This window comes from Elioraea tepidiphila DSM 17972, assembly GCF_000378465.1.
Taxonomy (GTDB): domain Bacteria; phylum Pseudomonadota; class Alphaproteobacteria; order Acetobacterales; family Acetobacteraceae; genus Elioraea; species Elioraea tepidiphila.
In genome coordinates, this window is sequence record NZ_KB899946.1 from 1 (window position 1) to 25935 (window position 25935).

26 protein-coding genes are annotated in these 25935 nt (G+C 71.9%); 14 read left to right on the top strand and 12 right to left on the bottom strand.

Annotation, left to right across the window (positions count from 1 at the left end):
* On the top strand, positions 1-285 hold a 285-nt coding region (locus tag F563_RS0119890), incomplete at its 5' end, for a transposase (RefSeq protein ID WP_019016447.1).
* 278 nt (positions 286-563) lie between these two features.
* Positions 564-1145 (top strand): GGDEF domain-containing protein, encoded by a 582-nt coding sequence (locus F563_RS25185; protein WP_019016448.1) that lies wholly within the window; start codon positions 564-566, stop codon positions 1143-1145.
* Here the strand turns inward: F563_RS25185 and aspS are convergent, their stop codons facing one another.
* From aspS to F563_RS25265, 3 genes are read right to left on the bottom strand one after another with little or no spacing between them, the layout of a single operon-like run.
* Positions 1146-2930, bottom strand: a complete 1785-nt coding sequence (gene aspS / locus F563_RS0119900) for an aspartate--tRNA ligase (RefSeq protein ID WP_019016449.1) — start codon at positions 2928-2930, stop codon at positions 1146-1148.
* A 57-nt stretch (positions 2931-2987) separates the two neighbouring features.
* The gene (locus F563_RS0119905) at positions 2988-3923 is read right to left on the bottom strand and encodes a tyrosine recombinase (RefSeq protein WP_019016450.1); all 936 of its coding nucleotides are present in this window, start codon (positions 3921-3923) and stop codon (positions 2988-2990) included.
* A 5-nt stretch (positions 3924-3928) separates the two neighbouring features.
* Entirely contained in the window at positions 3929-4069 is a 141-nt protein-coding gene (locus tag F563_RS25265; RefSeq protein ID WP_019016451.1) for a hypothetical protein, read from the bottom strand.
* A gap of 77 nt (positions 4070-4146) precedes the next feature.
* Between F563_RS25265 and aroB the strand changes: the two genes are divergently transcribed.
* The gene (gene aroB, locus F563_RS0119915; protein WP_084596717.1) at positions 4147-5862 is read left to right on the top strand and encodes a 3-dehydroquinate synthase; all 1716 of its coding nucleotides are present in this window, start codon (positions 4147-4149) and stop codon (positions 5860-5862) included.
* Here aroB and F563_RS0119920 read toward each other — a convergent pair whose 3' ends face one another.
* The 4 genes from F563_RS0119920 to F563_RS23485 are packed head-to-tail and all read right to left on the bottom strand — an operon-like array spanning position 5863 to position 9724.
* Positions 5863-6924 (bottom strand): isocitrate/isopropylmalate dehydrogenase family protein, encoded by a 1062-nt coding sequence (locus F563_RS0119920; protein WP_019016453.1) that lies wholly within the window; start codon positions 6922-6924, stop codon positions 5863-5865. It lies immediately after the preceding gene.
* A gap of 14 nt (positions 6925-6938) precedes the next feature.
* Positions 6939-8237: a TRAP transporter large permease gene (locus tag F563_RS0119925; protein WP_019016454.1), complete on the bottom strand. Its 1299-nt coding sequence runs from the start codon at positions 8235-8237 to the stop codon at positions 6939-6941.
* Positions 8238-8240: 3 nt separating this feature from the next.
* Positions 8241-8729, bottom strand: coding sequence for a TRAP transporter small permease (locus tag F563_RS24175; RefSeq protein ID WP_084596719.1), 489 nt, complete (start codon positions 8727-8729; stop codon positions 8241-8243).
* Positions 8726-9724 carry a TRAP transporter substrate-binding protein gene (locus F563_RS23485; protein WP_019016456.1) on the bottom strand — a complete coding sequence of 333 codons (999 nt, stop codon included), beginning with the start codon at positions 9722-9724 and terminating at the stop codon, positions 8726-8728. The genes F563_RS24175 and F563_RS23485 overlap by 4 nt, the downstream gene beginning before the upstream one ends.
* 149 nt (positions 9725-9873) lie before the next feature.
* Between F563_RS23485 and F563_RS0119940 the strand changes: the two genes are divergently transcribed.
* Together F563_RS0119940 and F563_RS0119945 are read left to right on the top strand one after the other, a co-directional pair.
* Complete coding sequence (locus tag F563_RS0119940; protein WP_026299745.1) at positions 9874-10569, top strand: GntR family transcriptional regulator; 696 nt, start codon at positions 9874-9876, stop codon at positions 10567-10569.
* A gap of 84 nt (positions 10570-10653) precedes the next feature.
* Positions 10654-11259 (top strand): DUF2889 domain-containing protein, encoded by a 606-nt coding sequence (locus F563_RS0119945; RefSeq protein WP_019016458.1) that lies wholly within the window; start codon positions 10654-10656, stop codon positions 11257-11259.
* Positions 11260-11274: 15 nt separating this feature from the next.
* On the opposite strand, the gene F563_RS23490 is transcribed toward F563_RS0119945, so the two are convergent.
* Positions 11275-11607 carry a ribbon-helix-helix domain-containing protein gene (locus F563_RS23490; RefSeq protein ID WP_019016459.1) on the bottom strand — a complete coding sequence of 111 codons (333 nt, stop codon included), beginning with the start codon at positions 11605-11607 and terminating at the stop codon, positions 11275-11277.
* 61 nt (positions 11608-11668) lie between these two features.
* Positions 11669-11971 (bottom strand): BolA family protein, encoded by a 303-nt coding sequence (locus F563_RS0119955; protein WP_019016460.1) that lies wholly within the window; start codon positions 11969-11971, stop codon positions 11669-11671.
* A 59-nt stretch (positions 11972-12030) separates the two neighbouring features.
* Between F563_RS0119955 and F563_RS0119960 the strand changes: the two genes are divergently transcribed.
* From F563_RS0119960 to F563_RS0119980, 5 genes are all read left to right on the top strand, one after another.
* Positions 12031-12603 carry a J domain-containing protein gene (locus tag F563_RS0119960; protein ID WP_019016461.1) on the top strand — a complete coding sequence of 191 codons (573 nt, stop codon included), beginning with the start codon at positions 12031-12033 and terminating at the stop codon, positions 12601-12603.
* A 92-nt stretch (positions 12604-12695) separates the two neighbouring features.
* Positions 12696-13706, top strand: a complete 1011-nt coding sequence (gene cobS, locus F563_RS0119965; protein ID WP_019016462.1) for a cobaltochelatase subunit CobS — start codon at positions 12696-12698, stop codon at positions 13704-13706.
* 6 nt (positions 13707-13712) lie between these two features.
* Positions 13713-15572, top strand: a complete 1860-nt coding sequence (gene cobT, locus F563_RS0119970) for a cobaltochelatase subunit CobT (protein ID WP_019016463.1) — start codon at positions 13713-13715, stop codon at positions 15570-15572.
* Positions 15530-16537 carry an esterase-like activity of phytase family protein gene (locus F563_RS0119975; RefSeq protein WP_019016464.1) on the top strand — a complete coding sequence of 336 codons (1008 nt, stop codon included), beginning with the start codon at positions 15530-15532 and terminating at the stop codon, positions 16535-16537. Before cobT ends, F563_RS0119975 begins: the two co-directional genes overlap by 43 nt.
* Before the next feature lie 137 nt (positions 16538-16674).
* Positions 16675-17091 carry a hypothetical protein gene (locus tag F563_RS0119980; RefSeq protein ID WP_019016465.1) on the top strand — a complete coding sequence of 139 codons (417 nt, stop codon included), beginning with the start codon at positions 16675-16677 and terminating at the stop codon, positions 17089-17091.
* 26 nt (positions 17092-17117) lie between these two features.
* Here F563_RS0119980 and rpmB read toward each other — a convergent pair whose 3' ends face one another.
* Together rpmB and F563_RS0119990 are read right to left on the bottom strand one after the other, a co-directional pair.
* On the bottom strand, positions 17118-17414 hold the full coding sequence (gene rpmB, locus F563_RS0119985) for a 50S ribosomal protein L28 (protein WP_019016466.1): 297 nt from the start codon (positions 17412-17414) through the stop codon (positions 17118-17120).
* Between the two features lie 110 nt (positions 17415-17524).
* Positions 17525-17773 carry a hypothetical protein gene (locus tag F563_RS0119990; protein ID WP_019016467.1) on the bottom strand — a complete coding sequence of 83 codons (249 nt, stop codon included), beginning with the start codon at positions 17771-17773 and terminating at the stop codon, positions 17525-17527.
* A gap of 101 nt (positions 17774-17874) precedes the next feature.
* On the opposite strand from F563_RS0119990, the gene F563_RS0119995 reads away from it, so the two are divergent.
* Entirely contained in the window at positions 17875-18858 is a 984-nt protein-coding gene (locus F563_RS0119995) for a zinc-dependent alcohol dehydrogenase family protein (protein WP_026299747.1), read from the top strand.
* Positions 18859-18861: 3 nt separating this feature from the next.
* On the opposite strand, the gene F563_RS0120000 is transcribed toward F563_RS0119995, so the two are convergent.
* Positions 18862-20694, bottom strand: a complete 1833-nt coding sequence (locus F563_RS0120000) for an ABCB family ABC transporter ATP-binding protein/permease (protein ID WP_019016469.1) — start codon at positions 20692-20694, stop codon at positions 18862-18864.
* Between the two features lie 113 nt (positions 20695-20807).
* Between F563_RS0120000 and F563_RS0120005 the strand changes: the two genes are divergently transcribed.
* From F563_RS0120005 to F563_RS23495, 3 genes are all read left to right on the top strand, one after another.
* Positions 20808-21683 carry an NUDIX hydrolase gene (locus tag F563_RS0120005; protein WP_019016470.1) on the top strand — a complete coding sequence of 292 codons (876 nt, stop codon included), beginning with the start codon at positions 20808-20810 and terminating at the stop codon, positions 21681-21683.
* Between the two features lie 196 nt (positions 21684-21879).
* Positions 21880-24360, top strand: a complete 2481-nt coding sequence (locus F563_RS0120010; RefSeq protein WP_019016471.1) for a sensor domain-containing protein — start codon at positions 21880-21882, stop codon at positions 24358-24360.
* 108 nt (positions 24361-24468) lie between these two features.
* The coding region (locus F563_RS23495) for a methyl-accepting chemotaxis protein (protein ID WP_019016472.1) at positions 24469-25935 on the top strand (1467 nt) is incomplete at its 3' end.

Below are 25935 nucleotides of genomic sequence, written 5' to 3' on the forward strand. Positions count from 1 at the left end.
CTCAAGCCGGGCGACGTCGTCGTGCTCGACAATCTCGGCAGTCACAAGGGCGTCGCCGTCCGCCGCGCCATCCGCGCCACCGGCGCCCACCTGCTGTCCCTGCCGCCCTACAGCCCGGACCTGAACCCGATCGAGATGATGTTCGCCAAGCTCAAGACCCTGCTGCGAAAGGCCGACGAGCGATCCATCGCCACCGTATGGCACCGCATCGGCGCCCTGCTCGGCGAGTTCTCACCCACCGAATGCGCCAACTACTTCCGGCACGCAGGCTATGCTTCAGCGTAAATGGATCAGGCTCTAGGGGAGGCGCCGGGACAAGTCCAAGTCTGCCGGGTCTGACAAGCGCGCGTGCGGCAGTCCCTGCCGGGTGCATCGTGCCGGGCCGGCCTTGCGCGGGGCCCTCGCTCCCCATGGCGGGTGGCACGCCGTTTGCTGCCCTACGGTCACGAAACCTTAACCCCCACGGTCCATTTGACCGCCTTGGCTCTACTACCTATGGTCGCATGACGGGTTTCGCGACGCGTCCAAGGGTGGAAGCCAGGCGGCACTCCGACAGGTGCCACATGCCGCTCGACACCCTCGCTCCGCCCATCGACCGCGTCGCCGCCCGTGGTCCGCGACCGTGGCCCGACCCCGGCGCGCCCGAGACATGGTGGAGCGAGCCGGTGGGCAAGCCGACCAGCGAGGAGACCGATGCGCTGACCGGGCTCTGCAACCGGCAGGGCCTGACGCGCAGGCTTGCCGAACGGCTGGAGGCGGCCCGACGCAACGGCGAGATCGGCGCGGTGATCTTCTGCGACCTCCAAGCCTATGGCGTGATCGGCGAACGCTTCGGCCCCGCCGCCGGCGAGGCGGCGCTGCGCGTGGCGGGCGAGGCGATCGCGCAGGTGGTGCGCGGCATCGATGCGGTCGGCCGGATCGAGGGTGGCTGCTTCGCCGTGCTGCTCGGTCGGGTCGCCGCCGATCAGGCGCTCGCGATCGCCTCGCGCATCAGCACCGAGGTGCGCGGCCGCCGGCTCACCTGGAACGATTTCGTCCTGCCGGTCGCGGTCTCGGTCGGCATCACCACCTTCACCGGCGGCGAGGAGGCCGAGGCGCTGCTCGCGCGGGCCGGCACCGCCGCGCGCGCCTCCGACGCGGCCTGATCAGCCCTTCTTCACCGGCGGCAGGTCGAGCCGGATGTAGAGCTCCTTCAGCCGCTCCGGCGGCACCGGCGCGGGGGCGCCCATCATCAGGTCCTCGGCCTGCTGGTTCATCGGGAACAGGATCACCTCGCGGATGTTCGGCTCGTCCGCGAGCAGCATGACGATCCGATCGATCCCCGGCGCCGAACCGCCATGCGGCGGCGCGCCGTAGCGGAACGCGTTCAGCATGCCGCCGAACCGCGCCTCGACCTCCTCCTGCGGGTAGCCCGCGATCTCGAAGGCGCGGATCATGATGTCCGGACGATGGTTGCGGATCGCGCCGGAGGACAGCTCCACGCCATTGCAGACGATGTCGTACTGGAACGCCTTGATCGCGAGCGGGTCCATCGTGTTCAGCGCCTCGAGCCCGCCCTGCGGCATCGAGAACGGGTTGTGGCTGAACTCGATCGCGCCGGTGTCCTCGTTGCGCTCGTACATCGGGAAGTCGGTGATCCAGCAGAAGCGGAACGAATCGACCTCGATCAGGTCGAGCTCGGTCGCGATGCGGGTGCGCACCTTGCCGGCGAAGGACGCCGCCGCGGCCGGCTTGTCGCAGGCGAAGAACACCGCATCGCCGTCGGTCAGGTCGAAGGCGGCCTTGATCGCGGCGGATCGCGCGGGTTCGAGGTTCTTCGCGATCGGTCCCTTGGCCTCGCCCCCCTCGAAGGCGATGTAGCCGAGCCCGCCCGCGCCTTCGCTGCGTGCCCACTCGTTCAGCTTGTCGAAGAAGCTGCGCGGCTTCCCGGCCGCGCCCGGCGCCGGGATCGCCCGCACCACCGCCCCCGCCGCGATCGCGCGCGCGAACAGCCCGAACCCGCCGCCCCGGAACGCCTCCGTCACGTCCTTGATCCGCAACGGATTGCGCAGGTCCGGCTTGTCCGAGCCGAACTCCAGCATCGCCTGATCATACGGAATGCGCGGGAAGGGCGGCGGCGTCACCGTCCGCCCGGCGGCGAACTCCTCGAACACGCCGGCGAGGACGGGCTCGATGGTCGCGAACACGTCCTCCTGGGTGACGTAGCTCATCTCGAAATCGAGCTGGTAGAACTCGCCCGGGGAGCGGTCCGCGCGCGAGGCCTCGTCGCGGAAGCAGGGCGCGATCTGGAAATAGCGGTCGAACCCCGCGACCATGCAGAGCTGCTTGAACTGCTGCGGCGCCTGCGGCAGGGCGTAGAACTTGCCCGGATGCAGCCGCGAGGGGACGAGGAAGTCGCGCGCGCCTTCGGGGCTGGAGGCGGTCAGGATCGGCGTCTGGAACTCGATGAAGCCCGCCTCGATCATGCGCCTGCGGATCGAGGCGATTACCTGGCTGCGCAGGACGATGTTGCGGTGCACGCGCTCACGCCGGAGATCGATGAAGCGGTAACGCAGCCTGAGTTCCTCAGGGAACTCGGCATCGCCCGCGACCTGGATCGGCAGCACCTCGGCGGCGGACTGCACGGTGAGCTCGGCGGCGCGCAGCTCGATCTCGCCCGTGGGCAGCTTCTGGTTCACCGTGTCCGGCGTGCGGCGCACCACCGTGCCGGTGACGGTGATCACGCTCTCGGGCCGCACCCGCTCGGCTTCCGCGAGCAGCGGCGAGCCCGCATCGATCACCACCTGGGTCAGGCCGTAATGGTCGCGCAGGTCGATGAACAGGAGGCCGCCATGGTCGCGCTTGCGGTGCACCCAGCCCGAGAGGCGCGCGGTCTGGCCGGCATGCTCGGCGCGCAGCGCGCCGCAGGTATGGGTGCGGTAGGGATGCATGGGACTGTCCGGCGCGGGATGCAGGGGCCGCGAAGGAACCGGCCGCGGCCCCGGAAGTCAAGCCGGGCCCCCACCTCCGGCTGGTCGGCGCCGACCGGGGCGCGCCAGCGGATGATGCGCCGCAACCACCTGCTCCAGCCGCCCCGGCGCGACATGGGTGTAGATCTCGGTTGTCGCGATGTCGGCGTGGCCGAGCATGGCCTGGAGGCTGCGCAGATCGGCACCGTGCGCGAGCAGATGCGTGGCGAAGGCGTGGCGCAGCACGTGCGGGCTGACCCGCACGGGGTCGATGCCGGCCGCGAGCGCAACATCCTTGAGGATCTGGGCGAGACGCTGGCGCGTCAGATGCCCGCCCGCGGCGCGCGAGGGGAACAGGAAGCGCGTCGGCGGCTTCGGGCCACGCGCCGCGTCCTCCGCGGCGAGCCAAGCCTCGACCGCCGCGCGCGCCGGCGCGCCCACCGGCACCAGCCGGTCCTTGGCCCCCTTGCCGCGCACCACGAGCGCCTCGGTGCCGGGCCGGAACGCCGCCCGCGGCAACGCGATCAGCTCGGAGATGCGCAGACCCGTGGCGTAGAGCAGTTCGAGCAGCGCGGTCGCGCGCAGCCCCTCGCGGCCGGGCAGACGCCGCGCCGCATCGAGCAGCCGCACCACCTCCTCCTCGGTCAGCACCTTGGGCAGCCGCCGCGCGGGGCGGCCGACCTCCAGCGTGACGGTCGGGTCGTCCGCGCGCACGCCCTCCTGGAGCAGGAAGCGGTGGAACTGGCGCAGGGCCGAGAGCCGCCGCGCCGCCGTGCGCGCGGACAACCCCTGCGCGTACAGCCGGCCGAGATAGGCGCGCAGCGTCCCGGTCTCGGCCCGGTCCGGCGCGACCCCCGCCGCGGCGCAGAACGCCGCGAAGTCCGCGAGGTCGGCCGCATAGGCGAGCAGCGTATTGCGCGCGGCGCCGCGCTCGGCGGCCATCATCTCGAGGAACGCCTCGATGCGGCGGTGCACGGCGCTCAGCGCGGGGCGAAGCGTTCGGCCGGCAGCACGCGCTCGACCGCCTGCTGGCGCGGCTCGGGCGGGAAAAGGCCGATCCACACCGCGCCGCCGGCGGCGATCGCGAGCAGGGCGAGGATGAGGATCGTCGCGAAACGCAAAACCGGGTCTCCGTCGGATCAGGCGGCCGGCGGACGCTGGCGCGACCGGAGCAGCGTGCTAGCGTGGCGCCGATCCCATGACTCAAGCGCAGGTCTCACCCGAGTCGCTGGCCCCCCAGTCTAGCGGCCCTGCCCTTCCGGACGAAACCCGGCCTCTGCCGTGGGGCGGACGGCCGATCGTGCTGGTCGGTCTGATGGGGGCGGGCAAGACCTCGATCGGCCGGCGGCTGGCAGCCCGGCTCGGCCTGCCCTTCGTCGATGCCGACCACGAGATCGAGGTGGCTGCCGGGATGTCGGTGGCCGAGATCTTCGCCCGCTTCGGCGAGCCCGCCTTCCGCGCCGGCGAGCGCAAGGTGATCGCGCGGCTGCTCGCCGGCCCGCCGGTGGTGCTGGCGACCGGCGGCGGGGCCTTCGTCGATCCCGAGACGCGCGCGGCGATCCGCGAGAAGGCGCTGTCGGTCTGGATGAAGGTCGATCTGCCGGTGCTGGTGCGCCGGGTGTCGCACCGGTCGGACCGGCCGCTGCTCGCGAAGGGCGACCCGGCGGCGATCCTGGCCGAGCTGGCCGCCAAGCGTGACCCGTTCTACGCCGAGGCCGACGTGATCGTCGCCTGCCGCGACGAACCGCCCGAGCAGACCACCACACGGGTGCTGAACGCGATGCTGAGCCACCGGCCTGCCCTCGGCGTCACGGTCCGGCTCGGCCCGCGCTCCTACCGCATCGCGATCGCCCCGGGGCTGCTCGATCGGGCCGGCGCGCTCGCGGTGCCGGTGATGCCGCGGCGGCGCGCGGTGGTGATCGCCGATCAGGCAGTGCACACGCTGCACGGCGCGCGTTTCGAGGCCGCACTCGGCGCGGTCGGCATCGAGGGGCGGACGATCCTGGTGCCGCCCGGCGAGGGCTCGAAGGGCTTCCCGATGCTGACCGAGGTGCTCGAGCGCATGCTCGGCGGCGGGATCGATCGCAAGACCACCGTGTTCGCGCTCGGCGGCGGGGTGGTCGGCGATCTCGCCGGCTTCGCCGCGGCGATCGCGCTGCGCGGCCTGCCGTTCATCCAGGTGCCGACCACGCTGCTCGCGCAAGTGGACTCCTCGGTCGGCGGCAAGACCGGCATCAACACCGCCCAGGGCAAGAACCTGGTCGGCGCGTTCCACCAGCCGCGCCTGGTGATCTGCGACACCGCCACCCTCGCCACCCTGCCGCCGCGCGAACTGCGGGCCGGCTATGCCGAGGTGGTGAAGTACGGGCTGATCGACGATCCGGAGTTCTTCGCCTGGTGCGAGGCGCACGGCGCGGCGCTGCTGGGCGGTGACGCCGCGCTCCAGGCCGAGGCGGTGCGGCGGGCCTGTCTCGCCAAGGCGCGCGTGGTCGAGGGCGACGAGCGCGAGGAGAAGGAAGAGGGCGGGCGCGCGCTGCTGAACCTGGGCCACACCTTTGCGCACGCACTGGAGGCCGAGGCCGGCTATGACGGCCGCACCCTGCTGCACGGCGAGGCGGTCGGGATCGGCATGGCCCTGGCGTTCCGCTTCTCCGCCCGGCTCGGGCTCTGCGAGACGGAGGATGCGGAGCGGGTCAGCGCGCATCTTGCCGCCTCGGGCATGGCCGCCTCGCTCCGCGAGACCAACCGGCGCTGGCCGGCCGAGCGGCTGATCGGCCACATGCGCAAGGACAAGAAGGCCGAGACCGGCGCGCTCACCTTCATCCTGGTGCGCGGGATCGGCCAGGCCTTCGTCAGCCGCGACGTCGCCGAGGACGAGCTGCGCGCCTTCCTCGCCGAGGAGGGTGCGGTCTGATCAGCCGCCGAGCGCGACGACCACCGCGCGCGCAAACGCCTGCGTGCCGAGGGTGCCGCCGAGATCGGCGGTGCGTGTCGCGGGGTCGGCGAGCGTCGCATCCACCGCCGCCTCGATCGCGCCGGCGGCCGCGGCATACGACGGCAGGCCGCGCGTCTCGGCGAGCCAGAACAGCAGCATCGCCGCCGACAGGATCAGCGAGGTCGGGTTGGCGCGGTCCTGCCCGGCGATATCGGGCGCGGAGCCGTGCTGCGCCTGCGCCGCGCAGAGCGTATCGCCCGCGTTGATGGCACCGGCGAGGCCGAGGCTGCCCGAGAGTTCCGAGGCCAGATCGGACAGGATGTCGGCGTGGAAGTTGGTGGCGACGATCACGTCGAACCGCGCGGGGTCGCGCACCAGCAGCGCCGCGCAGGCATCGATGATCACCTCGTCGAGCGCGACCTCGGGGTAGTCGCGCGCGACCTTGCGCACCTCGTCGAGGAACAGCCCGTCGGAGAGGATGAAGTTGTTCGCCTTGTGCACGGCGGTGACCTTCCTGCGCCGGCGCCGGGCGAGCGCAAAGGCGCGGCGCGCGATCCGCTCGCAGGCGAAGGCGGTGATCTTGCGCATCGAGATCGCGACCCCGGGCACGGGCATGAACTCGCCCGAGCCGCGATACATGTTGCGGTCGGGATAGAACCCCTCGGTCGCCTCGCGCATGATCACGAGATCCATCGGCGCGGCGGCGCGGCCGATGCCGGGGCGCGAGCGCGCGGGCCGGACATTGGCGTAGAGATCGAGCTTCACCCGGATCGCGGCCGAGACATTCACCCCGCCCTGGTCGCGCGGCGGGTAGTCCATGTGCGAGATCGGGCCGAGGATGATCCCGTCCGCGCGGCGGGCGCGCTCCAGCACCGCGTCGGGCAGGGTGGTGCCGTGCGCGCGATAGGCCGCGAAGCCGATCTCCCGGGTCTCGAACCGGAGATCGAGGCCGAAGCGCCGATCGGCCGCACGCAGCACGGCGAGCGTGGCCTCGGTGATCTCGGGTCCGATCCCGTCGCCGGGGAGAACGAGGATATCCAAGCGTCGATCCTTCTTCAGCGCGCGAGGCGCGGCAGGGCAAGCACGAGGTCCGGCACCAGCACCAGCATCACGGAGACGAGGGCGGTGATGACGACATAGGGGAACGAAATGACCACCAGGCGCTCGAACGGCACGCCCGAGACCTTCACCAGCGCGTAGAGCACCATGCCCACGGGCGGGGTCAGCAGGCCGAGAGTGAGGGTGAGCGCCATCACCATGCCGAAATGGATCGGGTCGATCGCGTATTGCTCGGCGACCGGCAGCAGGATCGGCGTCAGGATCAGGATCGCCGGCGTCTGCGCCATGAAGCAGCCGACCACCAGCCAGAGCAGGATCATCAGCAGCAGGAAGAGGGTGGGATCGCTCGTGAGCGTGGTGGCGAGCGCGGCGAGCTGGTCTGGCAGTTGCGCGCGGATCAGCACCTGGCCGAAAGCCGAGGTGAAGGCGATGATCAGCATGATCGCCGCGCTGTCGATCATCGCCCCGCGCAGATCGGCGATGAGCTGCGCGAGCGAGAGCTCGCGGAACACGATCACGCCGATCGCGCCGGCGTAGAACACGGCCACCGCGGCCGCCTCGGTCGGCGTGAAGATGCCGAGATTGATCCCGCCGACGATGATCGCCGGCATCAGGATCGGCAGCACGGCGCCGCGGAAGCTGCGCCAGACCTCGCAGGGATCGAACCGACCGGCCGGCGGCACGTCGGTCTCGAAGCGGAGCCGCCAGGCGACGTAGAGCATGTAGCCGAGCGCTAGCAGTATGCCCGGAACGATCGCGGCGAGGAACATCGCGCCCACCGACTGCTCGGCCACCACGGCGTAGGCGACCAGCGCGATCGAGGGCGGGATGATCGGTGACAGCAGCGACGAGGCGCCGGTGATGCCGACCGCGAAGTCGCGCCGGTAGCCCGCATGCGCCATCGCCTTGAGCTCGATCGTGCCGAGCCCCATGGCATCCGCGGTCGCGCTGCCCGACATGCCGGCGAACAGCACCGACGCGAGCACATTGGCGTGCGCGAGTCCGCCGCGCAGGGGGCGCGTGACGGCAGAGACGAAGTCGAACAGCCGCACCGTGATGCCCGCCCCGTTCATCAGCCGCCCGGCGAGCAGGAAGAACGGCACGGAGAGCAGCAGGAACCCGTCGATCCGGTCCAGCATGGTGCGCGCGAGCGCCGAGGCGACGCGCGGATCGGCGAGGCTGCCATGGACCTCGGCGAGCCCGAACGCGCTGATCACCCCGGCGGCGAACCCGACCGGGAAGCCGATGACGATCAGCCCGACCAGCGCCAGGGTGAGGAGGCCGAAGACGCCCACGGGTCAGCGCGTCGGCACGGGGCGCGCGAGGGTCGCGCAGTGACGCACGAGACTGCCCGCGACCAGCAGCGCGAGGGCGGCGAGACAGGCGATCTGCGCCAGATGCAGATGCGCCGAGGTGAACCAGGGGATGGTGATGAAGGCCGAGCCCCAGGTGAGCTCGACCATGCGCACGGCCCCGCGCAGCAGGAGCAGCAGGAAGGCGAGCACGACGAGATCGAACAGCGCGCCGACCGCGGCGGCGGGTCGGGGCGGCAGGCGAGCGCGCAGGAAGTCGACCACGATATGCTCGCCGCGGCGCTGCGCGATCACGAACCCGCACATCATCGCGAGCAGGAACAGCACGCGCGCCGCCTCCTCGGTCCACAGCACGGGCCACTCCAGGACATAGCGGAACAGCACCTGGGCAACGGTGGCGAGCAGCATCGCGGCGAAGCAGACGAGGCCGATCGTCTCGACCATCCGCTCCGCCGCGCGCAGGAGAGGCCTCATTCGGCCGCCTTGGCGATGTCGTCGAGGATGCCGGGCCGGCAGCGCTCGGCGGCGAAGCGCGCAACGATCGGCTGCGCGATGCGCTGGAACGCGGCGACATCGGGGCGGACGATCTCGATGCCGCGCTCGGCCTGCATGCGCTTCAGCAGGTTGTCCTCCTCGTTCGCGGTCGCCTCGGCGAGCCAGGCCATGGTTTCGCTGAGCGTGCGGTCGAAGATCGCCTTGTGCGCGGGCGAGAGCCCCTTCACGAACCCCGCATTGGCCGTCACGACGGTGAAGGACCAGACATGGCCGGTCAGGTTCACGGCCTTCTGGACCTCGTAGTACTTGTTGCCCCAGATCGTGCTGATCGGGTTCTCCTGCGCATCGAACACGCCGGCGCGCAGCGCGCCGTAGAGCTCGTCGATCGGCAGCGTGCCGGGCAGCGCGCCCATGGCCTGGAACACCTGCGCGCGCAGCGGGTTGGTGACGCGCACCTTCATGCCCCTGAGATCGTCGGGGCTGCGCACGGGCCGGGAGGAGGTCAGGTGGCGCGCGCCGCGCCGGCCGACCGCGACGATGCGCACGCCGTGATCGCGCTCCAGCACCCCGTTCAGCTCGCGCCCGAGCGCGCCGGTCCAGACCCGGAACCCGTGCGCCTCGTCGCGGAACACGAACTCGGCCTCCAGGCACTGGTACTGCTGGGCGAGGTGGTGGACCACCGTGGGGCCGGAGACGTGGAGCTGGATCTCGTTGCCCTTGAGCTGCTGGAGCAGCTGGCGGTCACCGCCCAACGCGCCGCCGCCGACGAAGTTGCCGGCGAGCGCGCCGTTCGACTCGCGCTGCATCGCCTCGGCCCAGCGGATCATGGCCTGGCTGGAAAGGTCGCGCGGGGAGTTGCCCGAGCCGATGGTGAAGCGGATTGGCGCCTGGGCGTCCGCCGGGGCGAGCGGCATCGCGACGGCCAAGCCGGCGAGGCCGAGAGCGAGCAGGGCGAGCCTGCGGGGTCCGGTCATGGTGTCCCTCCCGAGGGCGTGTTCTTTGTTGAGCACTTGTGTATACAGTTTGGGCACGATAATCGGCATGGGAGCGTCGTGCAAGCGGTGAGAATCGCCAAAAGTCGCGAAAATGCCCCCGAGCGGGCTAGTGCGGGAGTCTAAACGGTATGCAGAATAGAGCGCTTGCCCATGCGACTGAGCCGCAGGATCGGCGTGGGCTGGTGGAGCGCGCCTATGCGGACCTGCGCCGCCGCATCATCCGCAACGAACTCACCCCTGGCACCAAGCTGATCGAGGCCGAGGTGGCGCTGACCCTCGGCATCTCGCGCACCCCTGTGCGCGAGGCGCTGCTGCGCCTGGAAGGCGAGGGCCTGGTCGAGGCGACGCCGCCGCGCGGCATGCAGGTCAAGCCCCTCTCCGCCCGCGATGTGCGCGAGATCAACGAGGTGCTCGCCTGCCTGGAGGCCGAGGCGGCCTCGCGGCTGGCCGCTTCCCGGCCCGGGCCGGAGGTCATGGCCCAACTGGACGCCGCGATCGCGGCGATGGATGCGGCGCTCGCCGCGCGCGACCACGACGCCTGGTCCGAGGCCGATTACCGCTTCCACTGCCTGCTGGTGGAACTCGCCGGCAACCGCCATCTGGCCGAGACCGCGCGCCTGTTCCTCGACCGGGCCCACCGCGTCCGGCTGCTGACCACAAGGCTGCGCGAGCCACCGGTCTACTCCAACGCCAACCACGCCGCGGTGGTTGAGGCGATCCGCCGCGGCGATGCCGAGACCGCGCTCGACATCCACCGCGCCCACAAGCGGCGCTGGTCGCGCGAGCTCGACGGACTGCTCGACCGGCTCGGGCTGCGGGACTGAGGCTTGCGGGGCCCGAACTGGTCGTCGGCCATCCGGGGTGCCATATCGGGTCGTGCCGCGCCGCACCATGCCGGAGACGACGCCATGCCCCTGAGCCAGCCCGCCAAGCGCGACAAGCTGCACGACCGCACCATCGTGCTGGAGGGGTTCCGGCGCGAGGACGGGCTGTTCGACATCGAGGCGCGGCTGACCGACACCAAGACCTACGCCTTCTCGAACGAGGATCGGGGCGAGGTGAAGCCAGGCGAGCCGCTGCACGGTATGCTGATGCGCCTGACCATCGACGAGGACATGCGCATCGTCGCCTGCGAGGCGGATACCGAATACGGCCCCTACACGGTCTGCCCGGCGATCACGCCGAACTTCGCTTCGCTCGCCGGGCTGAAGATCGGCCCGGGCTGGCTGCGCGCGGCGAAGGAGCGGGTCGGCGGGGTGAAAGGGTGCACGCACCTGGTCGAGCTCCTCGGCCCGATGGCGACGGTCGCGTTCCAGACCACGGTGGTGCTGCGGCGCAAGAGGCCGGTCGATCCGGCGAAGCCGCCGGCCCTGCTCAACACCTGCCACGCCTATGCGGCGGATGGCGAGATCGTCGCCCGGCGCTGGCCGCAATTCTCGACGCGCGGCCGTGCCGGCGACGCAGGCACCGATCAGCCGGTGGACGGTGCGGCCAGGGCGCGCTCGCGCGCCTGACCCGGCGGCTTCGCCTCAGTCGGCGCCGAAGGCCGCGAGCGCCGGTCGCGCCTCGAGCGGGGCATGGCCATTGCCCATGTGCTGGGACACGACCTTGCCGTGGCCGGCCCCGGCATGACCCTCCTCGGTCGCGGCGGCGCGGAAGTACTGGACGATGAAGACGCGCATCGCCGAGGTGCGTCCGCCCGGCAGGCCGGACCGCTCCAGCCGCCGGCACAGCTCGCTCGGCGAGGTTCGCTCGCGCCGGCAGATCTCCGCCAGCGCGTCCCACAGCTCGGGCTCGAGCCGCATGCTGGTGCGGCCGCGCTCGGCGACGATGTTGCGGTTGACGAGTGTGCTTCGCGGCATGAACCGACCCTCCGTGGAGCGGCACCATGCGCCTCAAAATTTAAAATGGGGTTGAGGGGCATCATGCTCCTGGCCCGCCACGCGGTTGCGCCTCCTCGGGGCTCAACAGCCTGAGGCTGAGCGCGTGCAGACCGGTCGCGAACTCCTCCGCCAGCGCCGCATGCACCGCGCGCGACCGCGCAAGCCGCCCCATGCCGGCGAAGGCCGACGAGACCAGGGTCACGGCGTAGTGCGTCTCGCCGCGCCCGTCCGGGTTGCCGGCGTGACCGACATGCCGCCCGCTCTCGTCCACCACCTGCACCGCGACCGGCGCGAACTGACGCTCCAGGGTCGCGCGGATGCGCTCGGCGCGCGTCGCCGTCATGCCTGGGTCTCTCCATCCCTTCGCTTGCGCGGCCCCTGCCGCGTCGCCATAACCGAACGATGCGCAATGGCACAGTCCGCGCCCGTCGCTACAGCGCGCACGCCGAGGCCGAGGCCCAGGCGGCGGGGCGCGGCTGCGAGCAGCCCGGCTGCGCCGGGCTCGGCGCCTATCGCGCGCCCAAGTCGCCACGGACGCTGAACGACTACTGGTGGTTCTGCCTGGACCATGTGCGCGAGTACAACCGGTCCTGGGACTACTACAAGGGCATGAGCCCGGGCGAGATCGAACGCGAGATGCGCCGCGACACGACCTGGCAGCGCCCGTCCTGGCCGCTCGGCAGCCTCGGCCTCTCCGAGGAGGCGCTGCGCGATCCGCTCGGCCTGCTCGGCCGGCATCGCCGCCGGCCCGATCCGCGCCCGAACGAGGCGCCGGTGGAGCTGCGGGGCCCGCTTGGCGCGCTCGGCCTCGCCTGGCCCGTGACGCGCGAGGACGTGAAGATCCGCTACAAGGCGCTGGTGAAGCTGCACCATCCCGACGCGCATGGCGGCGACAAGGCGGCGGAGGAGCGCTTCAAGGCCATCAACGCGGCCTATTCGGCGCTGGTGCGCGGCCTCGCCGCGCGCGAGGCCTGAGCCGCGCGCGCCCCGGGGCTTCGCGCCCCGCCCTTCGCAAGCGCAGCGCGGGGGGGTAACATTCCCATTCAACGGAAAGACCGGACGACAACATGAACAAGGTGACGCAATTGGCCGACGCGAGGCCCACCTCGGCGATCGATCTTCCCGATACGCGTGTCCGCGTGGATCAGACCTTCGGCTTCCCGTCGGACATGGAGGTGCCGGCCTTCAGCGTGCGCACCGAGCACGTGCCCGACATCGACGAGGCGTACCGCTTCGACCGCGAGACCACCCTCGCCATCCTCGCCGGCTTCGCCTTCAACCGCCGCGTGATGATCCAGGGCTATCACGGCACCGGCAAGTCCACGCATATCGAGCAGGTCGCCGCGCGCCTCAACTGGCCCTGCATCCGCGTCAATCTCGACAGCCACATCAGCCGCATCGACCTGATCGGCAAGGACGCGATCGTGCTGCGCGACGGCAAGCAGGTGACCGAGTTCCGCGAGGGCATCCTGCCCTGGGCGCTCCAGCACCCCTGCGCGCTGGTGTTCGACGAGTACGACGCCGGCCGCCCGGACGTGATGTTCGTGATCCAGCGCGTGCTCGAGGTCGAGGGCAAGCTGACGCTGCTCGACCAGAACCGGGTGATCCGCCCGCACCCGGCCTTCCGGCTGTTCTCCACCGCCAACACGGTGGGGCTCGGCGACACCACGGGGCTCTATCACGGCACGCAGCAGATCAATCAGGGCCAGATGGACCGCTGGAACATCGTCGCGACCCTGAACTACCTGCCGCACGAGCAGGAGACCGACATCGTCGCCGCGAAGCTCGGCATCGATCCCTCGGACGCGGCGGCGAGGAAGCGCATCGCGGCGATGGTGGCGCTCGCCGACCTCACCCGCGCGGGCTTCATCAACGGCGACATCTCCACCGTGATGTCGCCCCGCACCGTCATCACCTGGGCCGAGAACGCCAAGATCTTCGGCGACACGGCCTTCGCCTTCCGGGTGACCTTCCTGAACAAGTGCGACGAGGCCGAGCGCGCGACGGTCGCCGAGTATTACCAGCGCTGCTTCAACGAGGAGCTGCCGACCGGTCTCGCGCCGCGCCGCGCCGCCTGAGGCGCGATGACGCGCGAGACCGCCCGGTCGGAGGAGTTCCGCCGCGCCACCGCCGGCGTGCTGCGCTCGATCGCGCATCGCGGCGATGTGGACGTGGCCTTCGCCCCGGGGCCGCCCGGGGTCGCGGGCAAGCGAGCGCGCCTGCCCGTGCCCTCGCGCGCGCTGCCGCCGGCCGAGATGACGCGGCTGCGCGGTGCCGCGGACGCGATGGCGCTCCGCCTCGCCCTGCACGATGACGCGGTGCACGCGAAGCGCGCGCCCTCCCGGCGCGAGGCGCGCGAGATCTACGACCTGCTGGAACAGGCGCGCGTCGAGGCGGTGGGGGCGCGGCAGATGCCCGGCGTCGCGGCCAATCTGCGCGCGCGGCTCGCCGAGGAGTGCGAGGCCGAGGGCTATGACCGCATGGTCCGGCGCGAACAGCTGCCGCTCGCCAAGGCGATCGAACTGCTCGCGCGCGAACGCCTGACCGGCGACGCCCCGCCCGAGGCCGCGCGCGCCATCCTCGATGCCTGGCGGCCGCATCTGGCCGGCAAGGTCGATGCCGCCCTCGACACGCTCGCCCGTTCGGCCGACGACCAGGACGCCTTCGCGCGCGCCTGCCGCCGCCTGCTCGCGAGCCTCGATCTTGCCGAGGAGGAGGCCGAAGCCGAGGCCGAGTCCGAGCAGGACGAGGAGGGCGAGCAGGAGGGCGGCGAGAGCGACGAGCAGGAGAGCGCGGGCAGCGCGGCCGAGGCGGAGTCCATGCCCGGCGCGCGCGAGGAGGAGGCCGACGGCCAGGCCGAGGCCATGGACGCCGCCGAGCAGCAGGAGGAGGAGGGGGCGGCCGCCGATGGCGATGACCGCCCCGCCGGGCCGCAGGCGCGGCGCGACCAGCCGCTCGACCCGAACGTGATCCGCTACGAGCCCTTCACCCGCCAATTCGACGAGGAGGTGGATGCGGCGGATCTCTGCGACGCCGACGAGCTCGCGCGGCTGCGCGGCCAGCTCGACCAGCAGCTCCAGCACCTCCAGGGCGTGGTCTCCAAGCTCGCCAACCGGTTGCAGCGCCGGCTGCTCGCGCAGCAGTCGCGCTCCTGGGAGTTCGACCTCGAGGAGGGGCTGCTCGATGCCTCGCGGCTCGCGCGCATCGTCGCCAATCCGATGCACTCGCTCTCCTACAAGCGCGAGCGCGACACCCAGTTCCGCGACACGATCGTCACGCTGCTGATCGACAACTCGGGCTCGATGCGCGGCCGGCCGATCACGGTCGCGGCGATGAGCGCCGACATCCTCGCCCGCACGCTGGAGCGCTGCGGTGTCAAGGTGGAGATCCTCGGCTTCACCACGCGCGCCTGGAAGGGCGGGCAGAGCCGCGAGCGCTGGGTGCAGGAGGGCAAGCGCCGCAATCCCGGCCGGCTCAACGACCTGCGTCACATCGTCTACAAGGCGGCGGATGCGCCGTGGCGACGGGCGCGCAAGAATCTCGGCCTGATGCTGCGCGAGGGGCTGCTGAAGGAGAACATCGACGGCGAGGCGCTGGAATGGGCGTATCGCCGCCTGCTCGCCCGGCCCGAGCACCGCAAGATCCTCATGGTGATCTCGGACGGCGCGCCGGTCGATGACTCCACGCTGAGCGTCAATCCCGGCAACTACCTCGAGCGCCACCTGCGCGACGTGATCCGCCGGGTCGATCGCGAGCGGCTGATCGAGGTCACCGCGATCGGCATCGGCCATGACGTCACGCGCTACTACCGCCGCGCGGTCACGATCGTCGATGCCGAGGAGCTGGGCGGGACCATGATGAAGAAGCTCGCCGAGCTGTTCGAGGAGGACGCGGCCGAGGCGTGGCATCGCGCCGCGGCCGAGCGCGCCGCCCTGGTCGCCTGAGCCTCTCCCGCCGCTTCGTTGTCGCCGGCGGCCTCGCCGCCCTGCTGGCGCCGGCCGCCGAAGCCGCGCCGATCGCCGTTCGCGCCCGACGCCTGCCGCTCTCCGAGACCGATGAGGCGCCCGACCGTCTGGGCCCGCTGCGCTTCATGGGCGCGCTCGACCTCCGTGCCGACCATCCCGACTTCGGTGGCTTCTCCGGGCTGGTGCTGGACGCGGACCTGACCCTGCACGCGGTCAGCGATCGCGGCGCGGGGCTCACCGCGCGGCTGGTGCTGGATCATGCGGGCGCACCGGCGGGGCTTGCCGAGCCCCGGCTGTTTCCCCTGCTCGGCAGCCGGGGCCGTCCGCTCGGCCGAGGCGCCTGGGGCGACGCCGAGGCGCTCGCCCGCCTGCCCGACGGGCGGTTCCTGATCGCCTTCGAGCGCCAGCACCGGATCATGCGCCACGACGGACTCGACCGGCCGGGCCGCCCGGTGCCCGCGCCGCCGGGACTTGCCGCGGCGCCGCGCAACGGCGGCATCGAGGCGCTGACCGTGCTGGCCGACGGGCAGGTGCTGGCGATCGCCGAGCGGCTCGCGGGCAGCGCGCCCGACACCGTCGCCGCCTGGCTCGGCCCGCCCGACGGCCGCGCCTGGCAGCGGCGCGACTGGCACATCGGCGAGCACTTCGTGCCGGTCGGCGCGGCTGCGCTGCCGGATGGCGGCGTGCTGGTGCTGGAACGGCGGTTCGCCTGGCTTTCCGGCTTCGCGAGCCGGATCGTGCGGCTGGAGGCCGCCTCGCTTGCCGCGCCGGTGCTGACGGGGGTGGAGATCGCGCGCCTGGAGCCGCCGCTGCTTGCCGACAATTTCGAGGGCATCGCCGTCGCGCCGGCGGAGGAGGGACTGCATGTGGTCCTGATCTCCGACGACAACTTCTTCGCGCTGCAACGGACGCTGCTGCTGCTGTTCCGCTACGACGCCGCCTGACGGATCTTCATGGTCTTCACGGAATGACACGATGCCGGTTGGTGGCGCGCGCTCTGCGACAACGGGGCCACGCGCCCGCAGTTCATCGCCCGGGCCGTGCGCGACCGCCGGCGCATCCCGCGAGCTGATGCGCGTGCATGGCGCTCGACGAGCGCCTGGCGGACGACGCGGAGGCCCGCATCGTCGTGGTGGGTGATCTCGATGACGGACCGGGGGTGCACTCCATCGAGGAGCACTCTCTGATCGACGACGTGGTCGCGGTGGTGTCGGGCTACCCGTTCAACCCGCGCCGGATGCTGCGCCACGCCTTCATCGACCGTGAGCTCGGGGACCGCAACCGGACCGCGCGGTTCGACGAGTACATCGACGGGATCAGGGGCCGGCCGCTGCTGCTCGACCACATCCTGCTCGCCCCCGCGATCTACTGGGGGCCGTTCCGCAAGGCGCGGATCGAGTACGACGCGTTCGAGCCGCAGATCGACCGCCGGGCATCGGGTCGGATGCGCGACCCGTCCGACCCCCGGCCGCAGAGCGTGACGCTGGAGTTCGGCTGAGGCCAGCGCCGCGCGCCGGCCGGCGATCAGGCCGCCGACTTCTTCTCCGCCGCGCGGGCGATCCGACGCTTCAGTGTCTTAGCCTCGTCGGTGAGCCTGCGGTCGGGCGTGTTCAGCAGCCAGGCATCGAGCCCGCCATTGTGCTCGATGGTCTTGATCCCGCGCGTGGTCAGCCGCAGCCGGACGGTCGTGCCCAGCACGTCGCTCATCAGCGACGTCTCCTGCAGATTGGGCAGGAAGCGCCGGCGGGTCTTGTTGTTGGCGTGGCTGACATTGTTGCCCGTCAGCACGCCCTTGCCGGTGACGCTGCAGCGACGCGCCATCACCCGTACTCCTCGGCTCGCGAAAGACCTTCGGGCGCCCGTCAGGCGCCCGATCGAGAGCGAGCCTATACGCCGCCCCCCCCCGGCCGGTCAAGCCGCGCGGGCGGGGCTCACCCCTGCGGCGGTTCGGGCTCGTGGAGTTCGCCCGCCCGCACGCTCGCGATCGCGTTCTGGAGCACCTGGACGATCGCCTCGTCGCTCATCTGGCGCGAGAGCAGCCCGATCGCGCCGCCAAGCAGGGCGGAGGCCGCCGAGAGGGGCCCGATCTTCTGCTCCATCATGTACTCGATCGCCTTGTCCACCACCGAGCCGGCATGGCTCAGATCCTGCGGCGCCTCGCCCATCGGGTCGGCCTGCATGCGCGCTCTCCATCTCTGCCAGCGGCTGACATGGGGAACCGGGGGCGGCAGGGAAACCCCTGCCGGGCTATCCTGCGGCGCGGAGGGAGATCATGGCCATCATGCGCGCGATGGTTCTGGAGCGTGCGGGACGCCCCCTGGCGCTGCGCTGCCTGCCGGTTCCCGAACCCGGACCCGGGCAGCTCCGGCTGCGCGTCGCCGCCTGCGCGGTCTGCCGCACCGACCTGCACGTCGTCGATGGCGAGCTGCCCGACCCCAAGCCGGAGATCATCCCCGGCCACGAGATCGTCGGCCGGGTCGAGGCGCTCGGGCCAGGGGTCGCGGGGTTCCGCGAGGGCGACCGGGTGGGCGTGCCCTGGCTGGGCTTCACCTGCGGCGCCTGTCGGTTCTGCCGCTCGGGGCGCGAGAATCTCTGCGAGGCGGCCCGCTTCACCGGCTATCAGATCGACGGCGGCTATGCCGAGCATGTGGTGGCGGATGCGCGGTTCTGCTTCCCGATCCCGGACTCGTATTCGGACGTGGAGGCGGCACCGCTGCTCTGCGCCGGGCTGATCGGCCATCGCGCGCTGCGCATGGCGGGCGAGGCGCGCCGGCTCGGCCTGTACGGCTTCGGCGCGGCCGCGCACATCGTCGCGCAGGTCGCGCGCCACGAGGGGCGGCGCGTCTTCGCCTTCACCCGGCGCGGCGACGCTGCGGCGCAGGATTTCGCCCGCGCGCTCGGCGCGGAGTGGGCGGGCGGGTCGGACGAGGCCCCGCCCGAGCCTCTCGACGCGGCCATCCTGTTCGCCCCTGTGGGCGCGCTGGTGCCGGCCGCGCTGCGCGCGGTCGATCGCGGTGGGGTGGTGGTCTGCGCCGGCATCCACATGAGCGAGATCCCGGGCTTTCCCTATGAGATTCTCTGGCAGGAGCGGGTGGTGCGCTCGGTCGCCAATCTGACGCGCCGCGACGGGGAGGAGTTCCTCGCCCTTGCCCCACAGGTCCCGGTGCGCACCGAGGTCGAGACGCTGCCGCTCGATCGGGCGAACGAGGCGCTGGCGCGGCTGCGCGAGGGGCGGGTGACCGGCGCGCTGGTGCTGGTGCCTTAGCGGTCAGTCGGCGGCCGCCTCGGCTTCGCGCGCGGCCTCGGCCTCGGCTTCCGCCTCCGCGAGCTCGGCCTGGCGGCGCCACATCTCGGCGTAATGTCCGTCCTTGGCGAGCAGGGCCGCGTGCGTGCCGCGCTCGACCACCCGGCCGTGGTCCAGCACCAGGATCTCGTCCGCGTCCATCACGGTCGAGAGCCGGTGCGCGATCACCAGCGTGGTGCGGTCGCGCGCGAGCTCCTTCAGGTTCGCCTGGATCTCGCGCTCGGTGCGCGTGTCGAGCGCGCTGGTCGCCTCGTCGAACACGAGGATCGGCGGGTTCTTCAGGATCGTGCGCGCGATCGCCACGCGCTGCTTCTCGCCGCCCGAGAGCTTGAGCCCGCGCTCGCCCACGCGCGTCTCGTACCCGTCCGGCGTCGAGACGATGAAGTCGTGGATGCGCGCGAGGCGGGCGGCCTGTTCCACCTCCGCATCCGTCGCGTCGGGCCGGCCGTAACGGATATTATAGCGGATCGTGTCGTTGAACAGCACGGTATCCTGCGGGACGATGCCGAGGGCTCGGCGTAGGCTTTCCTGGGTCACCGCGCGGATGTCCTGGCCGTCGATCGTGATGCGGCCCGCGTTCACGTCGTAGAAGCGGAACAGCAGCCGCGAGATGGTCGACTTGCCCGCGCCCGAGGAGCCGACGATCGCCACCGTCGCGCCCGGCGGCACGGTGAAGCTCACCCCGTGCAGGATGCCACGATCGGGGCGGTAGGCGAAGTGCACGTCCTCGAACCGCACCTCGCCCTCGGCGACGACCAGCGGCTTCGCGTCCGGCGCATCGGCGATCTCGCGGCTCTCGGCCAGCAGGCGGAACATCGCCTCCATGTCCACGAGCCCCTGCTTGATCTCGCGATAGGCGAAGCCGAGGAAGTTGAGCGGCACGTAGAGCTGGATCAGGAAGGTGTTGGCCATCACGAACTGGCCGACCGTCATGGTGCCCGCCGCCGCGCCATAGGCGGCGAGAAGCATCACCGCGGTGAGCCCGAGCGCGATGATTCCCGCCTGGCCGAGGTTCAGCATGTTGAGCGTGACCTGGCTCTTGACCGCCGCGCGCTCATAGGCGCGCAGCGCTGCCTCGTAGCGCTTCGCCTCGTGCGCCTCGTTGTTGAAGTACTTCACCGTCTCGTAGTTCAGGAGCGAATCGACCGCCTTGGTCGAGGCCTCCTGGTCGGTCTCGTTCATCGCGCGGCGGAACTTCACGCGCCACTCGGTGAACACCAGCGTGAACGTGACGTAGAGCGCCAGCGTGGCGAACACGATCGCGGCGAATTCCCAACCCAGTGCGATCCAGATCACGACCGTCGCGAGCCCGATCTCCACCAGCGTCGGCAGGGTGCTGAACAGGGCGAACCGCAGCACCGTCTCGATGCCGCGCGTGCCGCGCTCGACCATGCGCGACAGCCCGCCGGTCTGGCGATCGAGGTGGAAGCGCAAGGAAAGGGCGTGCAGGTGGCGGAAGGTCTTCAGCCCGACCGTGCGGATCGCCGCCTGGGCGACGCGCGCGAACACGGCATCGCGCAGCTCCTGGAATCCTGAGGCGGCAAGACGCAGGAGTCCGTAGCCGAGCACCAGCGCGATCGGCACCGCGATCAGCCCGTCGCGCGGGGCGAGCGCATCGACCGCACGGGCCAGCACCACCGGCACCGCCACGGTCGCGACCTTGGCCAGCGCCAGGAAGGTCAGCGCGGCGACCACCCGGAGCTTCAGCGTGGGGTCGTCGGCGGGCCACAGATAGGGCAGCAGCGTCTTCAGGGTCGCGAGATGCGACCGCCCCTGGGCGGGCTTGGCGTGGGTCACGTGACTGGCGCTCCGTTCGCCCCAAGCATGTCGTGCCGGAGGGCCCGGATCAAAGCCCCCTGGCCGGCATCCCTGCCATCGCCGGCCCGCGCGCCCCGTGCTACCCGCCCGCCATGGACCTCGCGCCCTTCTTCCGCCACGTCGCCGCCTGCAACGACATCCTCTCGCCCGCCGGGTTCGAGCCGTTCCGGATCGAAGGGCGGCCGGTCGGCTGGCTCGCGCCCGACCTCGTGCGCGCCCTCACCTACTGGCCGGCGGTGTTTCATTTCGACGCCGACGGGGTGGCGATGGCCGGGCGTCTGCGCAGCCCCGGCGCGCGGTCGGATGCGCTGGCGCGGGTCTGCGAAGGGCTTGTCACGGCCGGGCTGATCCCCCGGCTCCGGTCCGAACGCTATGACATCCGCGCCGAGCCCGGCGGGCTCAGCCTTGCCACGCTCGACCGCGCCGCGGTGCCTGCCTTCGGCGTGCGCGCCGAAGGGGTGCACGTGAACGGGCTGGTCCGCCGCGCCGACGGGCTGCATCTCTGGATCGGCGTGCGCGCGCGCGACAAGTCGATCGCGCCGGGCAAGCTCGACAACGTCGTCGCCGGCGGTATCCCGGCCGGACTGACCCCGCTGGAGACGCTCGTGAAGGAAGCCGCCGAGGAGGCGGGCATTCCGCCCGAACGCGCCGCCACCGCGCGGCCGGCGGGGCGGATCGGCTACGTGATGGCCTGGAACGAACCGCGCCAGGCGCGGGGCATCCGCCGGGACACGCTGCACGTGTTCGACCTCGTCCTGCCGGAGGACTTCGTGCCGCGCCCGGGCGATGACGAGGTGGAGCGGTTCGAGCTCTGGCCGATCGCCCGGGTGTTCGCCGCGGTGCGCGACACGGACGCCTTCAAGTTCAACGTCAATCTGGTGCTGATCGACCTGTTCCTGCGCGAGGGGCTCATTCCCCCCGGCGAGGGGGCGATGCGCCTGCGCGCGGCGCTCGACCAGGGGGCATAGCCAACCGAGGCCGGGCGCTCGCCGAACCGGCCACGCTTAACGTCGGCGCAATAAGTCCGGTGGATGCTCGAATGATGCCAGAGCCGACCCGGACACATTCCCGACGCACCGGCCACTGTCCCACCGCGCGAGTCCGGCCGGCGACCACATGACCGGCGAGCTTGCCTGGTCCCCCAGCCATCGGGACCTGAGAGAAATGTTCGCGTGCAGCGGGCTTGGTGCGTGGCGCGTCGATCTGCGGACATCGAGCGTGGCGTGGTGCCCGCGCACACGGGCGATCCACGAGGTGGACGATGCCTTCACGCCGACGCTGGAGAGCGCGATCGCGTTCTATGCGGGGGAAGCGCGGTCCGCGCTGCGGCGGGCCATCGAGGCGGCCATCGCCGACGGCACGCCCTGGGACCTGCGCCTGCCGTTCGTGACGGCGCGGGGACGGCGGCTGACCGTGCGGGCGCGCGGCATGGCGGTGCGGCAGGGCGGCCGCGTCGTGCGCCTGGTCGGCACCTTCGAGGACGTGACCGAGGCCGAGGCGGCCGCGCTCGACCATGCGCGTCTTGCGCTGGTGGTGCGGCAGATGACCAACGCCGCGATCATCACCGATGCGGCCGGCCTGACGGTCTGGGTCAATCCCGCCTTCGAGCGGCTGACCGGCTACGGGCTGGCGGAACTGGCCGGGCGGAGCCCCGGCTCGGTACTGCAGGGGCCCGGCACCGATCCCGCGACCGTCGCCCGGATGCGGGCGGCGATCCGCGCCGGCAGGGGCTTCGCCGTGGAGATCGTCAACTACACGCGCGCGGGCGGGCCGTACTGGATCAGCATCGAGACGACGCCGCTCACGGACGCGGCGGGCCGCCTGACCGGCTTCGTCGCGATCGAGACCGACATCACCGCGCGCCGCTGCGCCGAGGAAGGGATGCGGGCCGAGATCGCCCGGCGCGAGGCGGCCGAGCGGGCGATCGGCGAGATGCTCGACACCCTGCCCTCGGGGGTGATCGTGTACGGGCCGGACGAGCGGCTGCGCTTCGTCAACCAAGCTTACCACGAACTGTTTCCGCGCCTCGCGCCGCTGCTCCGCGAGGGCGACACGATCGAGACCGTGCTGCGCAAGGGGGTCGCCGCCGGGCAGTACGCCGCCGAGATCGCCGCCGACGCGCCCGAGGAGACGGTCGCGCGCTGGACGGCGGATCTCGCGGCACGGCTGCGCGCGGCCGGTCCCGCCCGCGAGATCCCGCTGCCCGACGGGCGCTGGCTGCAGGCGCTCGAGCGCCGTTCGCCCTCGGGCATGCTGGTCTGTCTGCGCTCCGACATCACGCGCCTCAAGCAGGCGGAGGCGGAGGCGCAGCGGCGCGCCGAGACCGATCCGCTGACCGGCCTGCCCAATCGCCGCTGCCTGCTCGCGCGGCTCGAGCGGGCGATCGCCACGGCGGACGGCCACGCGATCGGCCTTCTGCTCATCGATCTCGACCAGTTCAAGGCCGTGAACGACGCCCACGGCCACATGGTCGGGGATGCGCTGCTGCGCGAGATCGCGGTCCGGCTCCGGGCGTGCCTCGGCGGCCGGGAGCTCGCGGCACGGCTCGGCGGCGACGAGTTCGCCGTTCTGCTGCCCGGCCTCGGCGGCCGGCGCGATCTGTTGAAGGCGATCGCCCGGGTCCGCAGCGCGGTCGCGGCCCGGCTGGATCTCCGCGGTCTCAGCCTGCGGCCGGGAATCCGCATCGGCGCGGCGCTTTGGCCGCAGGATGCCGAGGATATCGCGGCGCTGCTGCGCGCCGCCGATCTCGCGCTCAGGGAGGCGAAGCGCCGCGGAACCGACGCTACAGTGCTCTTCGAGCCGAAGCTCGGCGCCGACCTGGGTCGCCGCGCCGCGCTCGGCGAACGGTTGCGCTGCGCCCTGGCCGAGGAGCGGATCGCCATCTGCCTGCAGCCGCAGGCCGCCGCAGCCGACGGCCGGCACCTCGGTTTTGAGGTGCTCGCGCGCTGGTCCGATGGCGGCACGCCGATCCCCCCCGCCGAGTTCGTCCCGCTCGCCGACGAGATGGGTCTCGCGATCCCGCTCGGCCAGGCGGTGATGCGCGCTGCCTTAGCCGCACAGCGGCGGATGCACGATGCCGGCTTGGCGCCGGGCGTGGTCGCGATCAACGTCTCGACAGCCCAACTGCTCGCCGGCGCCTTCCTGGAGGAGACCTTCGGCCTGCTGGTGGCGCATGACCTGTCCCCCAGCGAGATCGAGTTCGAGGTGACCGAGACCGTGCTGCTCGACCGCGCGGGCGAGCGCATCGAGACGGTTCTGAAACGGCTGCGCGCCGCCGGGTTCCGGCTCGCGCTCGACGATTTCGGCACGGGCTATGCATCGCTGGCGCACCTGCCGCGCTTCCCGGTGCAGCGCCTCAAGATCGACCGCTCCTTCCTGCGCGACGTCAGCGGCGCAGGCCTCGGCCCGATCGCCCGCGCCGTCATCCGCCTCGGGCGCGATCTGGGGCTCGAGACGCTGGCCGAAGGGGTCGAGACAGAAGAGCAGCGGGCGGCCCTGCGGGCCGAGGGCTGCGACGCGATCCAGGGCTACCTGCTCGCGCCGCCGCTGCCGGTGGACGAGGCGATCGCGTTCCTCCGCCGCGTGGCGACCGCGCCCGTGCCGGCAGCCCGGCGACCCGGGCGCCTGCGTCTCGTCTCTCCTTGAGCCGGCGTTCCGGCCGGGCCGGATCGGTCGAGGCCTCGCCTACTAAGGCAACCGTTCCTTAAACATGGGAAACGATCATCGTCGCTCCCCGAGCTAGGAGCCAATCGCATGATCTCCGCCATCGCCTCGCTGCGGATCACCGCCAAGTTCGGCATCCTCGCCGCCGCTCTCGGCCTCGCCATGCTCACGCTTGGCGGCATGGCGCTGCGCGGGATCGATCGATTGATCGACGACCTCGTTCGGGTGGAAAAAGAGGGCGACGCGGCGGCCCACGCCGCGCGCATCAACGCGAGCTTCGCCCATATCCGCCGGCTGGAATTTCGGGCGGCGACCGACCGTACCGCAGAGATCGGCGCGATCCGGTCGGAGATCTCGCAATTCCATGCGCGCTTCCGCATGGGGGCGGAGGCCATCGGGGCGCACGCGGGCGCCGAGCGGCAGGGAATGCTCGCGGAGCTCGCGCCGGCGGCGGAGCGCTACATGGCGGGTGTGGCGCGCACCCTGGCCGCGGCCGAGCGGCAGGACGCCGAGGCCAACCGGATAGTGTACGCGAGCCTTCAGGATTTCCTGACGCTGGACAAGCTGACGGATGAGCTCGAGGCCGCCGCCCAGGCGGCTCAGGCACGCGCGCAGGCGGACGCGGAGGCGGGTGCGGCCGCGCAGCGGCTGATGGTCCTCGCCGTGGTCGCGATCGCGCTCGTCGTCTCCGCCCTGCTCGTCTGGCTGATCGGCGCGCGCGGCATCGCCCGCCCGATCGAGCTTTCCGTCAGGCGGCTGCGCGGGTTGTCGGACGGCGACACCGAGAGCCCGATCTACGGTGAGGGCCGCCGTGACGAGGTCGGCGATATTGCCGCCACCATGGCTGTGTTCCGCGACAACCTGATCAAGGCGCGCGAGCTGCAGGCCGCACAGCTGCGCGAGGCCGAGGCGAAGGCGGCACGCGCCAAGGTGATCGAGGAGACGACCGCGCGCTTCGAGGCCGAGTCCAGCGCGGTGGTGAAGGGTGTGGCGGCTGCTGCGACGGAGCTTGAGGCGACGGCGACCGGGATGGCTGCGGGAGCGGAGGAGACCTCGCGGCAGGCGACGGCGGTGGCTGCGGCGGCGGAGCAGGCGAGTGCGAACGTGCAGACCGTCGCCTCGGCCGCCGAGGAACTTGCCGCCTCGATCGCCGAGATCAGCCGCCAGGTCGCGGAGAGCACGCGCATCGCCTCGGAGGCGGTGTCGGAGGCGACCCGCACGAACAGCACCGTCGAGTCGCTGGCCGCGAGCGCGCACCGGATCGGCGAGGTGGTGCGTCTGATCAACGACATCGCCGGCCAGACCAACCTGCTGGCGCTGAACGCGACGATCGAGGCGGCGCGCGCCGGCGAGGCGGGCAAGGGCTTCGCGGTGGTCGCCTCGGAGGTGAAGAACCTCGCCTCGCAGACGGCGAAGGCGACCGAGGAGATCGGCGGCCAGATCGCCGCGGTGCAGGGCGAGACCGGCCGGGTGGTGGAGGCGATCCGGGCGATCGGCGGCACGATCGAGAAGATCAGCGGCATCGCCGCCTCGATCGCGGCGGCGGTGGAACAGCAG

Bases quoted from the DNA above. Each gene is read 5' to 3' on its own strand.
- F563_RS25185 (WP_019016448.1), top strand. From the start codon at position 564: ATGCCGCTCGACACCCTCGCTCCGCCCATCGACCGCGTCGCCGCCCGT.
- aspS (WP_019016449.1), bottom strand. From the start codon at position 2,930: ATGCATCCCTACCGCACCCATACCTGCGGCGCGCTGCGCGCCGAGCAT.
- aroB (WP_084596717.1), top strand. From the start codon at position 4,147: ATGACTCAAGCGCAGGTCTCACCCGAGTCGCTGGCCCCCCAGTCTAGC.
- F563_RS24175 (WP_084596719.1), bottom strand. From the start codon at position 8,729: ATGAGGCCTCTCCTGCGCGCGGCGGAGCGGATGGTCGAGACGATCGGC.
- F563_RS23485 (WP_019016456.1), bottom strand. From the start codon at position 9,724: ATGACCGGACCCCGCAGGCTCGCCCTGCTCGCTCTCGGCCTCGCCGGC.
- F563_RS0119940 (WP_026299745.1), top strand. From the start codon at position 9,874: ATGCAGAATAGAGCGCTTGCCCATGCGACTGAGCCGCAGGATCGGCGT.
- F563_RS0119945 (WP_019016458.1), top strand. From the start codon at position 10,654: ATGCCCCTGAGCCAGCCCGCCAAGCGCGACAAGCTGCACGACCGCACC.
- F563_RS23490 (WP_019016459.1), bottom strand. From the start codon at position 11,607: ATGCCGCGAAGCACACTCGTCAACCGCAACATCGTCGCCGAGCGCGGC.
- F563_RS0119955 (WP_019016460.1), bottom strand. From the start codon at position 11,971: ATGACGGCGACGCGCGCCGAGCGCATCCGCGCGACCCTGGAGCGTCAG.
- F563_RS0119960 (WP_019016461.1), top strand. From the start codon at position 12,031: ATGCGCAATGGCACAGTCCGCGCCCGTCGCTACAGCGCGCACGCCGAG.
- cobS (WP_019016462.1), top strand. From the start codon at position 12,696: ATGAACAAGGTGACGCAATTGGCCGACGCGAGGCCCACCTCGGCGATC.
- cobT (WP_019016463.1), top strand. From the start codon at position 13,713: ATGACGCGCGAGACCGCCCGGTCGGAGGAGTTCCGCCGCGCCACCGCC.
- F563_RS0119980 (WP_019016465.1), top strand. From the start codon at position 16,675: ATGGCGCTCGACGAGCGCCTGGCGGACGACGCGGAGGCCCGCATCGTC.
- rpmB (WP_019016466.1), bottom strand. From the start codon at position 17,414: ATGGCGCGTCGCTGCAGCGTCACCGGCAAGGGCGTGCTGACGGGCAAC.
- F563_RS0119990 (WP_019016467.1), bottom strand. From the start codon at position 17,773: ATGCAGGCCGACCCGATGGGCGAGGCGCCGCAGGATCTGAGCCATGCC.
- F563_RS0119995 (WP_026299747.1), top strand. From the start codon at position 17,875: ATGCGCGCGATGGTTCTGGAGCGTGCGGGACGCCCCCTGGCGCTGCGC.
- F563_RS0120005 (WP_019016470.1), top strand. From the start codon at position 20,808: ATGGACCTCGCGCCCTTCTTCCGCCACGTCGCCGCCTGCAACGACATC.
- F563_RS0120010 (WP_019016471.1), top strand. From the start codon at position 21,880: ATGTTCGCGTGCAGCGGGCTTGGTGCGTGGCGCGTCGATCTGCGGACA.